The organism is Rhizobium sp. N324, from assembly GCF_001664485.1.
Taxonomy (GTDB): Bacteria; Pseudomonadota; Alphaproteobacteria; order Rhizobiales; family Rhizobiaceae; genus Rhizobium.
In genome coordinates this window covers 143,412-156,318 of record NZ_CP013632.1, presented here as the reverse complement: position 1 = coordinate 156,318, position 12,907 = coordinate 143,412, and the positions used below count along the sequence as shown (strand labels likewise).

Genomic DNA, 12,907 nt, shown 5'->3' with positions numbered 1-12,907 from the left:
CAGGCATCTCACGTCGATATTCAACACGCATTCGCCGAGCTAGGTCTTCGATGACCAATCAAAGGGAACCGCGCCATTGTGCTCACCCAACTTGGGCGATCTCCTGTTGGAGGTAAGCGCAGTTCCAGAGAAGATGATTGGTGTCCGGATGCCTGCAATCCCGTCATTTATGATCGACATTCCTCGATGCGCGACTTGCGGATCCGCGAAAACGTCTTCCACAGTGTTTATCGGTCCGGCCGGAACCCCCACGCGCGCCAGGTCGGCTAGCAAATCCGTCCGTTTGAACAGCTTCGTCCGCGCCTCCATCACCGACGTGAGTTCCTCTCGATGACGAACCCTGTCCGCGTTCGTCTTGAAACGGGCGTCGGCGGCCACAGACGACAGCCGCAGGACATCGCAGACGCGTGCGAACTGGCTGTCGTTTCCGCAGGCGATAATGATATTGCCGTCTGACACCGGGAATACCTGATATGGCGCGATGTTCGGATGCGCATTGCCGAGCCGCGTCGGCGCCTTTCCGGAGGCCAGGAAATTCATCGCCTGATTGGCCAGCACAGCGACCGTGCTATCGAAGAGGGACATATCGATATGCTGTCCCTTACCTGTGCTGTTCCGGAGGATCAGGGCGGCCTGGATTGCGATGACCGAATAGAGGCCGGTGAAGATATCGCCAAATGCCACGCCAATTTTCTGCGGTTCCCGGCCCGGCTCACCAGTCAAATCCATGATGCCGGCCATGCCCTGGACGATAAAATCATAACCTGCACGCCCGGCATATGGGCCGGTTTGGCCGAAGCCGGTAATAGAGCAGTAGATCAGCCTCGGATTGATCGCCTTCAGACTCTCGTAATCGAGACCGAACTTCTTCAGCCCGTCGACCTTGAAGTTCTCGATCACGACGTCCGCGTTTGCGATCAGTGCACGAAGTCTGTCGACGTCTTCCGCCGAGTTGAAATCCGCCGTTATGCTCAGTTTTCCGCGATTGCAGCTATGGAAGTAGGCTGCAGCGACATCATCGCCATCGCTGATGAAGGGAGGTCCCCAGCGGCGCGTATCGTCGCCCTCCGGACTTTCCACCTTGATGACGGTTGCTCCCAGGTCGGCAAGTGTCTGTCCAGCCCATGGACCGGCCAGGATACGCGCCAGTTCGACGATTCGAACGCCTTCAAGCGGAAATTGCATCGGTAACTCCTTTCATCATTCCCAAGCCCGCAGACCAACATCCTGCCCTACATGTTCGGATAGACCGGCCCCTCGCCGCCCTGTGGCGGCACCCAGTTGATGTTCTGGTTGGGGTCCTTGATGTCGCAGGTCTTGCAGTGCACGCAGTTCTGGGCGTTGATGACGAAGGTGTCCTGCCCGTCCTTCTCCACCCATTCGTAGACCCCGGCCGGACAGTAGCGCGTCGACGGGCCGGCATAGATGTCGTGTTCCGAACGCTTCTGCAGGCCCATGTCCTTGACCTGCAGATGCACCGGCTGATCCTCCTCGTGATTGGTGTTCGACAGGAACACCGAGGACAGGCGGTCGAAGGTCAAAACGCCGTCCGGCTTCGGATAGGCGATCGGCTTGTGCTGCGCGGCCGGTTCCAGGCTTTGCGCATCGGTCTTGCCGTGGCCAAGCGTGCCGAAGAAAGAAAAGCCGAACAGCGTGTTCGTCCACATGTCGAGGCCTCCGAGCGCCACACCGAGTGCCGTGCCGAACTTCGACCACAGCGGCTTGACGTTGCGCACCCGCTTGAGATCCTTGCCGATGTCGCCCTTGCGCCAGTCGTTCTCGATCTCGGCCACCTCGTCATGGCTGCGGCCAGCTTCGATGGCAGCGGCCAGCTTCTCGGCCGCGAGCATGCCCGACAGCACCGCATTGTGGCTGCCCTTGATGCGGGGAACGTTGACGAGACCGGCCGAACAGCCGATCAGCGCTCCGCCGGGGAAAGACAGCTTCGGCACCGACTGATAACCGCCCTCGGTGATGGCACGCGCCCCATAGGAGAGCCGCTTGCCGCCCTCGAAGGTTCCGCGGATCGCCGGATGGGTCTTAAAGCGCTGGAATTCCTCGAAGGGATAAAGGTAAGGGTTCTTGTAATTGAGATGAACGACGAAGCCGACCGCCACCAGATTGTCTTCGAGGTGATAGAGGAACGAACCGCCGCCGGTCTTCATCCCCAGTGGCCAGCCAAAGGAGTGCTGCACCAGGCCCTGCTTGTGGTTCTCCGGCTTGACCTGCCAGAGTTCCTTGATGCCGATGCCGAACTTCTGCGGCTCACGATCCTTCTGCAGATCGAACTTGGCGATCAGCTGCTTGGCAAGCGAACCGCGCACGCCTTCGCCGATCAGCGTGTACTTGCCGCGCAGCTCCATGCCGCGGGTATAGTTCGGGCCGGGCTCGCCGTTCTTCTCGATGCCCATGTCGCCGGTGGCGACACCGATGACCGCGCCCTTGTCGTCGTAGAGCACTTCGGCGGCGGCAAAGCCCGGATAGATCTCGACGCCGAGCTCTTCGGCCTTGCCCGCCAGCCAGCGACAGACGTTGCCGAGCGAGACGATGTAGTTGCCGTGATTGTTCATCAAGGGCGGCATCAGCGCATTCGGCAGGCGGATCGAGCCGGCCGGGCCGAGCAGCAGGAAGTGGTCTGATGTGACTTCCGTCTTGAACGGATGATCGGCCTCGTCGCGCCAGCCGGGCAGCAGCCGGTCGATGCCGATCGGATCGACCACGGCGCCGGAGAGAATATGGGCGCCGACCTCGGCGCCCTTCTCCAGGACCACGACCGACAATTCCGGATTGACCTGCTTCAGCCGGATCGCCGCAGAAAGACCGGCCGGACCACCGCCGACGATCACCACGTCGAATTCCATGCTCTCTCGACCCTCGCCTACGTGTTCTTCGCTCATGATCGATGCCTGACAATCTCGAGGTTGAAATGCGATGGGATCAGCGGGTTGGCCGCGCCGGAACGTAGCTGTAGTCGTAGAACCCGCGTTGCGCCTTGCGGCCGAGCCAGCCGGCCTCGACATACTTGACCAGCAGCGGGCATGGGCGGTATTTGCTATCAGCCAGTCCTTCGTGAAGGACCTGCATGATGGAAAGGCATGTGTCCAAACCGATGAAATCGGCCAGTTCGAGCGGCCCCATCGGATGATTGGCGCCGAGCTTCATGCCGGTGTCTATGGCTTCCACGTTTCCGACACCCTCATAGAGCGTGTAGATCGCTTCGTTGATCATGGGGATGAGGACGCGGTTTACGATGAAAGCCGGAAAATCCTCGGAGACGGTGACGGTTTTGCCGATGGATTCGGCGAAATCCCTCGCAATAGCAAACGTCTCCTGATCCGTACCGATGCCGCGAACTAGCTCGACCAGCTTCATAACCGGTACCGGATTCATGAAGTGTATCCCTATGAAACGATGGGGCCTGTCGGTCGACGCGGCGAGCCGCGTTATGGAGAGCGACGATGTGTTCGTCGCCACGATCGCCTCGGGCTTCAGGGCGGGGCAGACGCCCGTGAAGACCTTTCTCTTGACGTCTTCATTCTCACTGACCGCTTCGACGACCAAATCGGCGCTCGCCAGATCCGAGAGCGAGAACGCTCCCTTTATTCGGGAGATCGCTTGCGCAGCCGCCTCGCCCGGCATTTTGCCGGATTCGACCTGCCGTTCGAAATATCCGGCACTTGCTTCGATGCTCGCTCGCACTCGATTGCCATCGAGGTCGTAGACCATTGCCTCGTACCCGTGTTTCGCCACGACTTCCGCGATGCCAGTCCCCATCTGGCCGGCGCCGATGACGGCGACGGTAGATATCTTATTCGCTATAGGCATGCTGCCTCTCGTTGATCCGGAGATTGAAGGACGATCTCTGCCAAACAGTTTATGGGGAATTAGAAGAACGCCTGGAGGCTCGTCTGGGCCCGCCCAAGGATCAGGGCGTGGACGTCATGGGTGCCTTCATATGTGTTGACCGTTTCCAGATTCTGCGCGTGGCGCATGACATGGTATTCGATCTGGATGCCGTTGCCGCCATGCATATCCCGGGCCTGCCGCGCGATATCCAGCGCCTTCCCGCAATTGTTGCGCTTGACGAGCGAGACCATTTCCGGGGCCATCTTGTGCTCATCCATCAGGCGGCCAACCCGAAGCGAACCCTGCAGTCCGAGCGTGATCTCGGTCATCATATCGGCGAGCTTCTTTTGATAGAGCTGCATCCCTGCAAGCGGTTTGCCGAACTGCTTGCGGTCCAGGCCATATTGACGAGCGCGGAACCAGCAGTCCTCGGCCGCTCCCATGACGCCCCAGGAGATGCCGTAACGGGCGCGGTTGAGACAGCCGAACGGCCCCTTGAGACCGGAAACGCCGGGCAGGAGCGCATCCTCGGTAACCTCGACACTGTCCATCACGATTTCGCCTGTGATCGAGGCACGCAGCGAAAGCTTGCCGCCGATCTTCGGAGCCGAAAGTCCCTTCATGCCCTTTTCGAGAACGAAGCCGCGTATTTCATTGTTGTGGGCCTCGGATTTTGCCCAGACGACGAAAACATCGGCAATCGGCGAGTTCGAGATCCACATCTTCGAGCCGCGGAGTCGGTAGCCGCCTTCAATTTTCTCGGCGCGGGTTTTCATACCGCCGGGATCGGAGCCGGCATCGGGCTCGGTCAGGCCGAAACAGCCGATCAGTTCACCCGAAACGAGGCTCGGCAGATACTTCTTCTTCTGCTCGTCAGAGCCGTAGGCGAAGATCGGGTAGATGACCAGTGAGGATTGCACGCTCATCATCGAGCGATATCCGGAGTCGATGCGTTCGACCTCGCGAGCCACAAGGCCGTAAGCGACGTAGGATGCGTTCGCGGCCCCGTACTCTTCCGGCAGCGTCACACCGAGAAGGCCGGTCTGCCCCATCAACCTGAACAGCGCCGGATCGGTCGTTTCCTCGAGATAGGCGTCGTGGACGCGCGGCAAAAGTTCGGATTGTGCGAAAGCCGCAGCGGACTCGCGGATCATCCGTTCATCTTCGGTCAACTGGTCATCGAGCAGAAAAGGGTCATTCCAAGAAAAGGCCAAGATCGTTATCCTCCCGTTGAGGTTTTTGGCAGTTCAATTTGATGAAATAAAAGCCGGTTTTCCACCATCGAGAAAGCGAGGTTTACTCATCGGCCTATGAGCTGTAGTAATAGCCCATGGCAAACCTCTCGCGACGGCTCCTTCCCTCGACCTCCGCTCTCGCCGCTTTCGATTCCGTCGCACGGCTGAACACCTTCTCTGCGGCGGCCGAGGAGCTTTCGCTGACGCAGGGTGCCATCAGCCGGCAGATTGCCGCGCTGGAAGAACAACTGGGCGTTTTGCTTTTCGAGCGCACCAGCCGTGGTGTCATCCTCACCGACGCCGGCACCGACTATGCGCGGGCAATTGCCGCCGCTCTGGCGGAAATCCGTTCCGCGTCACTGCATGCCATGACCAAACAGCATAACGATCAACTCAATCTGGCGATCCTGCCAACATTCGGCACCCGCTGGCTGATGCCGCGCATTCCGCAGTTTGTCGCCAGACATCCGGAGATCACATTGAACTTCGCGACGCGCATAGGAGTGTTCGATTTCGACCGCGACGACATCGATATGGCGATCCATATCGGCCAGCCCGACTGGCCGGGTGCGGAAAGCACATTTCTCATGGAGGAGATGGTGGCGCCGGTCGCCTCCCCGTCTTTTCTGAACTCGCATCCCGTCCTGAAAGCTGAAGATCTACTTCGCCTTCCGCTTCTGCAGATGGCATCGCGGCCTGGAGCCTGGAGCCATTTTTTCGAAAGCCTCCAGGTCAGCGGGGCCCCGTCGCAGGCGATGCGGTTCGAACAGTTCAGCAGCGTGGCCCAAGCCTGCATTGCCGGGCTGGGGCTCGCTTTGATGCCGCTTTTCCTCATCGATTCCGAGCTTGCGAATGGCCAGCTCGTTCAAGCCTTCCCGCATCAGGTCAAAAGCCCCAGCGCCTATTATGCGGTCGCGCCGCTCAGCAGGAAGGACTTCCGCCCTGTCGTCGCATTCCGAGCATGGCTCTTGGAAGAGATCGCGCGTTACCAGCAAGGCGCTGCCGGCTAATCCGGAGCTATTCGACCCTTCGCTCCTGCTCGATTGCAAGCATTCTTGACTCTTCGGCCAAATCCTGCCAGTTTTATGCTAACGTTAGCATAAGGAATGCACATGTGGATCTTCAAGTGAGAAAAACAGGCATGCCGGGAAGGCGCCTCACGGCCAGGGCCCTGGTGAAGGATGTTCGACTGCTCGGCCGCCTTTTGTGCGAAGCCATTGAAGCCAGCGACGGCAGGGAGACCCGGGAGACCGTAGAACGCGTCCGCGCCCTCTCGGTAACCGGCCGCAGAAAGACCAGCCCACGCCTGAACGGCGAACTCGCCCCCTTCTGCGCAGACATGCCTCCCCGCACCCTGAAGCGCGTGATCCGCGCGTTCAGCCAGTTCTCTCAGCTCGTAAACATCGCCGAAGACGCTCATCAGGCCAGAGTGCAGCGCTTCGGCATCGCCGATGGCGAACCTGCCATGCCGGGAACGATTGCCAGATCGCTTTCGGTTCTCGCTGCCGCCGGCGTAGAGGTGGAGGATATCCGTAAGCTGCTGTCGGAAGCGATCGTCTCGCCCGTTTTTACCGCGCACCCCACCGAGGTTCGGCGAAAGAGCGTTATCGACATCGAGCAGGAGCTTGCACGATGCTTGAGCCGGCTCGACCATGCCGGCCTGACGGCGCAGGAGGCGGATCGATATCGGGAGGATTTGGAAAGAGCGACGACGACGCTTTGGCAAACGAACAGCCTGCGAGGGCGGCGGCTGCAGGTCGTGGACGAAATCCTCAATGGCCTGTCCTATTACGACAGTACCATTTTCCGCGTCATCCCGGAAGTTTATGGGGCTCTCGAAAATCAGCTTCGAGCCTCGCCCTGGAGCTTCGGTCATGACGCGCTGCCGCCATTCCTGCGCATGGGTTCGTGGATCGGCGGCGACAGGGATGGCAATCCCTATGTCAACGGCGAGACCCTGAGGGAGGCGCTCCGGCTGCAGAGTGAGAGAGTTTTCTCGTTCTATCTCGGCGAGCTGCACAGCCTTGGCGCCGAACTTTCCTTGGATGATCGGTATGTGAAGGTCTCGCGGGACCTTCAGCGCCTCGCGACCGTCTCTCCCGATAGATCGGAGCAACGCCGGCACGAGCCATATCGCTTGGCGATCTCGGGTATCTATGCTCGCCTGGCGGCCACGGCCCGTAAATTCGGCAGCACGGAGCTGGTTCGCGAACCTGTAGCCGCCGCCCCTCGCTACCAGAACCCTACAGAATTCGCCGCAGACCTGGCGACGATCAGCAAATCGCTAAAAGCCAATGGCGCAGAAAAGATCGCCGCTGGGAAGCTGCGCAACCTCCAACGCGCCGTAGACGTCTTCGGCTTTCACCTTGTCAGCCTCGATCTGAGACAGAATTCCGAGGTTCATCAGCGGGTTATTCATGAGCTTTTCGAGAACGTGCGCCCCGGCACAAGCTATGAAGCGCTCGCCGAGAGCGACAGGATCCGCTTGCTCACCGAGGAACTCCGCTCCTCCCAGCTGCTGGTTACACCGCTCAAGACCTATTCGGCCGAGACGATGTCGGAGCTATCCGTCCTGCGTGAAGCCGCCGAGGCGCATAAGCATTATGGCAGCGCCAGCATCCCGAATTACATCATCTCGAAGGCGGCAAGCCCTTCCGACCTTCTCGAGGTCATGATCCTATTCCGCGAGGTGGGAATGTTCCGGCCCGATGAGCCAGAAGCGGCGTCAGTCAACATCATACCGCTTTTCGAGACAATCTCGGATCTTCGAAACTCGCATGACGTGATGCAGACGGTTTTGGCCACAGAAGCTTATCGCACATACTTGAAGGCGCTCGGCGGCAAACAGGAAATCATGCTCGGCTATTCCGACAGCAACAAGGACGGCGGTTATCTGACGTCGGGATGGGAACTTTATAAGGCAGAGATGGCCTTCATTCGGCTTTTCGAGCGTGAGGGCATTCGCCTCAGCCTGTTTCACGGCCGCGGCGGCTCCGTAGGCCGCGGCGGCGGTCCGAGCTATGAGGCCATCACCGCCCTGCCGCCCGGCGCGGTTGCCGGATCGATCCGGCTGACGGAACAAGGCGAAGTCATTGCAGCGAAATATTCCAATCAAGCACTCGGCCGGCGAAATCTGGAACTGCTGATCGCCGCGACGCTGGAAGCGTCTTTACTGCCTTCCGACGCACACGAGCCGGATCCCGAATATCTCGACGCCATGGAAGAGCTGTCCGAGCTCGCTTTTGCCGCCTATCGCTCTTTGGTTTACGAGACCGAAGGATTTGAACGGTTCTTCTGGGAAGCCACAATCATTGGCGAAATCGCAAAACTGAACATTGGCAGCCGCCCAGCCTCACGCAGTTCGTCTCACCGCATCGAAGACCTTCGCGCGATCCCATGGGTGTTCGGCTGGTCGCAAAGCCGCATCATGCTGCCGGGCTGGTTTGGATTTGGCTCGGCCATCGGACAGTGGCTGGCCAGACACCCCGACGGATTGCAAACTCTTCAAAGGATGCGTCGGGATTGGCCTTTCTTTCAGACGCTGATCGCCAACATGGAGATGGTGCTGGCCAAAACCAACATGACGATCGCGGCAGGCTACGTGGCCCTCGCCCCTGATGCATCCGCCCACGAGAAAATCTTCGCACGCATAAAAGACGAATGGGAAGCGACGACGGCCGCATTGTTCGACATAACGGATCAGGCCTCGCTCCTGGAGAATAATCCGGCGTTGAAGCAGTCGATCCATCATCGCTTTCCATGCCTCGATCCACTGAACCACATGCAGATCGACCTTCTTCGCCGCCACCGCGCCGGAGAACGAGATCAGGATACGGAGGAGGCGCTGCACCTGACCATCAATGGAATCGCCGCCGGGCTGCGAAACAGCGGCTAGCGAGCCGTCAATGCGGATGGCGTCAGCCTATTTTTCTTGACCACGGTGAAATTATTGCGCTAACGTTTGCACAAATTGGGAGGAAATCATGACGCGGACCGTACTGTTGACGGACTACGCCTGGCCGGATGACAAGGTGGAGCGGGAGGTGATCGAGGGAGCCGGGTTTACCCTCGTCAGCGGCCCTGCCGAGCCGTCGCCCTCTTCCGATATCGACGCTTTGGCCGCAGAGCATAAGCCGGACGCCATCCTGACCTGCTGGGCTCAGGTCAGCGAGACGGCGATCGCTGCATCTCCCAATCTCAAGATCGTCGCGCGTCTCGGAGTCGGCCTGGACAATATTGCCGTCGATGCGGCCACCGAGCGGGGAATATGGGTCACGAACGTGCCCGACTACTGCGTCACGGAAGTGTCCGATCATGCCATCGGCTTTGCAATTGCCTGGGCCCGCGGCCTGATCCACTTCGATCGCGAGGTTCGCGATGGCCGCTGGGACCCGGCTTCGGCAAATCTCCGCCGGCTTTCGGAACTGACCTGCGGCATCGTCGGCTTCGGTCGCATCGGCCGTGCGACGGCGGCAAAGATGCAGGCGCTGGGATGCCGCGTGACGGCGCACGATCCCCATGCCTCGAACGTGCCTGATAATGTGGAGCTTGCCGACTTCGATACGCTTCTGGCCAAGAGCGATATCGTCATTGTCCATGCGCCGCTTTCGCCTGCGACGCGTCATCTGATCAACAGGGACGCCATCTCGAAGATGCGGCGTGGAAGCCTGCTGATCAACGTCAGCCGAGGCGGCGTCGTGGATACCGCCGCCGTGATCGAGGGCTTGGCCGCCGGCATTCTGAGCGGTGTCGGCCTCGATGTGCTCGAGGATGAGCCACGCGTTCCCCCGGAGTTGATTGCTCACCCGGGCGCGATGATCACGCCGCATGTCGCCTTCTCCTCGGATGCCTCGCTGATCGAGCTGCGCCGCCGGGCAGCAGAAGAGGTCGTCAGGGTTCTCTCTGGAGAGATGCCCGAACAAGCCCGCAACAGCCCCCGCCGCTAATGCCGCAAGGACACTGAATTCATGTCTGCAGCCGAGACCACGATTTTCGACGATTTCCTGCTGAAGAGCGGCCTGAAGAGCGCTTCCGAGGAAGCGATCTATAAGCCCCTGACGGGTGGCGTTTCTTCAGATATCTACCGCGTGGAGCTTCCCGGCCGGCTTATCTGCGTGAAACGCGCACTTGCCAAGCTTAAAGTATCCGCCGATTGGCAGGCGCCGGTGTCGAGAAATCTATACGAATGGAACTGGATCTCCTTCGTGGCCGAGCATTTCCCTTCCGCCGTTCCGAAGCCTCTCGCGCACGACGGGCCGTCTGGTGTTTTCGCAATGGAGTTTCTTCCGAGCGACGACTACCCGCTCTGGAAGACCAACCTGCTTCATGGGAGCGTCGACCGAAAGGCGGCAGAGGTCATTGGCCAGCGGATTGGACAGATCCATTCCGTCAGTGCCCGCACTCCGGGGTTGCCGGAAAAATTTGACTCCGGATCGAACTTCTTTGCGCTTCGGCTGGAGCCCTACCTGGTGGCGACTGCCGCCAAACATCCTTTCGTCAGCGATCGCCTGGCCGAGTTGGTTCAGCGCACGGCCGAAACAAAGCTGGCGCTGGTCCATGGCGACGTCAGCCCGAAGAACATCCTGCTGGGCAGGAACGGCCCTGTGTTCCTCGATGCCGAATGCGCCTGGTTCGGCGATCCGGCTTTCGACCTGGCCTTCTGCCTGAACCATCTGCTGCTGAAGAAGATCGTTGCCGCAAAGGCGGCATCCGAGCTCGCATCGTCATTCGCGGCCTTGACGGCAGCCTACATGGATCAGGTCGATTGGGAAGATCGGGACGCTCTCGAGGCCCGGGCCGCAAGCCTGCTGCCCACCCTCTTCCTCGCCCGGGTCGATGGCAAATCGCCCGTCGAATACATAAGCGACGAATGCCAGCGCGAGGCGGTCCGCAAGGCTGCTATTCCATTGATCGCGTCGCCTCCGCAAAAGCTCGCTGACGTGGCGCAGGCCTGGTTTCCGTAAGGAACCCAGGCTTTTCCGGAGCAGTACGCTTTTCACTGCAGATGAAAAAGAAAAAGCCACCGCGCTGTGTTCGCGATGGCGGATGAAGTGTTGCTCTGCTGCGGCTCAGAACCGGGCGACCCAGCTTTCGAACGCAACCAGGAAGCTCTCGATGAACTTCTGGGTTCCTTCGTTGAGGAATATCCCATGGTCGCCCACCAATTTGTCGGCCGTGCTGAGGTAAACTTCAGGCTGGGGCATAGTCGGCACGTTGATGTTGGTCAGGATAACTCGGAGCTGAAGTGCTGCCGCTGCGCCGCCGATGAGACCGGGAGAAGCGCCGGTCACCGCGCCGGGCTTGTGATCCCACACGCTATTCCCATACGGCCGGGAGCCGACTTCGATCGCATTCTTCAATGCCGCAGGCACGGATCTATTATATTCCGGCGTCACGAAGATTGCGCCATCGCAAGCCTTGATGCGCTCGCGGAAGGACGACCATTCCACCGGCGGCGTTTCGGTCTCAAGGTCCTGGTTATAGAGCGGAAGGTCGCCGATCGGCACGATTTCCAGGTTCAATCCGTCAGGCGCCACTTTCTGCATGGCACGGGCGAATTTCAGGTTGATCGAAGCCTGACGAAGGCTCCCGACCAGGACCGCGATATCTTTCTTGGACATGTTCTCTCTTCTCGCGTGAGGGAGGCGCCGGCCGCAGCCGGCGCCGGTGATTGTTATTGCCAGACGGCGGGAACCGGCGGAACGACCACGTAGTTGCTGAAGCCGCCATCGCGTTCGCCGATGCCGGAGATGGCTTCGTTCACCCGCTCGAGCGGATAGACCTTGTGCTCGAGATAGGAGAGGTCGAGCGCACCGGTGCGGACCATGTCGGCCATTTCCTGCCCCTGGGCAGCGCTGAACCAGTTAGAGCCGATGAGCTGAACCTGCTCGTCCATCAGCCACTTCACATCAACAGGAACATCTTCCGCGACGCCGCCAACCACAACCACACGGCCGCCTCGACGAACGCCGCGCATGGAATCGACCACGGTCGCGGCGGGGGCTCTGGCACCCAGCGCGCTGATGACGAAATCCACCCCCTCGCCGCCGGTTTGGGCCTTTGCCCATTCTCCGGTCGAGCCCTCGCCGAGCATGATCGTGTCGATGCGATCGGGAGCGATGGCCTTTATGCGGTCCATCAATTCCTTGTTTCTGCCGGTGCCCAGAATTTTGGAGAGGCCCATGGCGAGAGCGAGCTTGGTAGCCGCGACGCCAAGCGTGCCGGTAATCCCGTCGATGAGGCAAACTTGGCCGGGTCCGGCCTGTGCATTCTTCAGGGCGCCGTAGGATGTGCCGAGATAGCCGAAGCGGCCGGCCTGTTCGAAGCTGAGATTATCCGGCAGGCACACGAGTGAATATTCCGGGGCAGTCATGTACTGGCTGAAGCCGCCATAGGGATAAAGATCGAAGATTCTTTGACCATCGCGGCTGGTGCTGAAGTAGCCGTTCAAGGTGTAGTAGCGGCATTGGCTGCGGTTGCCTGACCGGCACGCCTTGCAGGAACCACAGGATCTGAGAGGGCTGACATAAACACGATCGCCAATTTTGACATTGGTGACCGCCTCGCCCACTTCGGCGACGACCCCGGCCGGATCCAGGCCGAACACTGCCGGAAACTTCGGCAGCGGCTGGTGGGGAAACCAGGTTGGCCAGTTATTGATGACGTTGGCCATGTTGGGCACGATACCGCAAGCCCTGACCTGCACCAGGACGTCGTTGGGCCGGGGCGTGGGAACCGGAATCTCATCCAACGACATCGGCTGATGCAGAGCATGCAGCCGGGCGGCGATCATAGTTTTAACCATTTACTCCTCCATAGGGACATCG

General features: G+C 60.0%; 10 protein-coding genes. 4 read left to right on the top strand and 6 right to left on the bottom strand.

The window, feature by feature from the left end; translation table 11 throughout:
• Positions 1-39: 39 nt before the first annotated feature.
• The 4 genes from AMK05_RS24500 to AMK05_RS24485 are packed head-to-tail and all read right to left on the bottom strand — an operon-like array spanning position 40 to position 5,060.
• A complete protein-coding gene (locus AMK05_RS24500) occupies positions 40-1,185 on the bottom strand; it encodes a CaiB/BaiF CoA transferase family protein (RefSeq protein WP_064841908.1) in 1,146 nt (381 codons plus the stop codon).
• 47 nt (positions 1,186-1,232) lie between these two features.
• The gene (locus AMK05_RS24495) at positions 1,233-2,897 is read right to left on the bottom strand and encodes an electron transfer flavoprotein-ubiquinone oxidoreductase (RefSeq protein WP_064841907.1); all 1,665 of its coding nucleotides are present in this window, start codon (positions 2,895-2,897) and stop codon (positions 1,233-1,235) included.
• A 40-nt stretch (positions 2,898-2,937) separates the two neighbouring features.
• Positions 2,938-3,825: a 3-hydroxybutyryl-CoA dehydrogenase gene (locus AMK05_RS24490; protein ID WP_064841906.1), complete on the bottom strand. Its 888-nt coding sequence runs from the start codon at positions 3,823-3,825 to the stop codon at positions 2,938-2,940.
• Positions 3,826-3,884: 59 nt separating this feature from the next.
• Positions 3,885-5,060, bottom strand: coding sequence for an acyl-CoA dehydrogenase (locus AMK05_RS24485; protein WP_064841905.1), 1,176 nt, complete (start codon positions 5,058-5,060; stop codon positions 3,885-3,887).
• Positions 5,061-5,176: 116 nt separating this feature from the next.
• On the opposite strand from AMK05_RS24485, the gene AMK05_RS24480 reads away from it, so the two are divergent.
• The 4 genes from AMK05_RS24480 to AMK05_RS24465 all read left to right on the top strand — a co-directional run bounded on the left by AMK05_RS24480 (position 5,177) and on the right by AMK05_RS24465 (position 11,044).
• Positions 5,177-6,091, top strand: a complete 915-nt coding sequence (locus AMK05_RS24480) for a LysR family transcriptional regulator (protein ID WP_064841904.1) — start codon at positions 5,177-5,179, stop codon at positions 6,089-6,091.
• A 131-nt stretch (positions 6,092-6,222) separates the two neighbouring features.
• Complete coding sequence (gene ppc, locus AMK05_RS24475) at positions 6,223-8,976, top strand: phosphoenolpyruvate carboxylase (protein WP_064841903.1); 2,754 nt, start codon at positions 6,223-6,225, stop codon at positions 8,974-8,976.
• An 88-nt stretch (positions 8,977-9,064) separates the two neighbouring features.
• Complete coding sequence (locus AMK05_RS24470) at positions 9,065-10,027, top strand: C-terminal binding protein (protein WP_064841902.1); 963 nt, start codon at positions 9,065-9,067, stop codon at positions 10,025-10,027.
• A gap of 21 nt (positions 10,028-10,048) precedes the next feature.
• Positions 10,049-11,044: a phosphotransferase family protein gene (locus AMK05_RS24465; RefSeq protein ID WP_064841901.1), complete on the top strand. Its 996-nt coding sequence runs from the start codon at positions 10,049-10,051 to the stop codon at positions 11,042-11,044.
• A 105-nt stretch (positions 11,045-11,149) separates the two neighbouring features.
• Here the strand turns inward: AMK05_RS24465 and AMK05_RS24460 are convergent, their stop codons facing one another.
• The gene (locus tag AMK05_RS24460; RefSeq protein ID WP_064841900.1) at positions 11,150-11,701 is read right to left on the bottom strand and encodes an NADPH-dependent FMN reductase; all 552 of its coding nucleotides are present in this window, start codon (positions 11,699-11,701) and stop codon (positions 11,150-11,152) included.
• A gap of 53 nt (positions 11,702-11,754) precedes the next feature.
• Positions 11,755-12,885, bottom strand: coding sequence for an alcohol dehydrogenase catalytic domain-containing protein (locus AMK05_RS24455; protein ID WP_064841899.1), 1,131 nt, complete (start codon positions 12,883-12,885; stop codon positions 11,755-11,757).
• Positions 12,886-12,907: the final 22 nt, after the last annotated feature.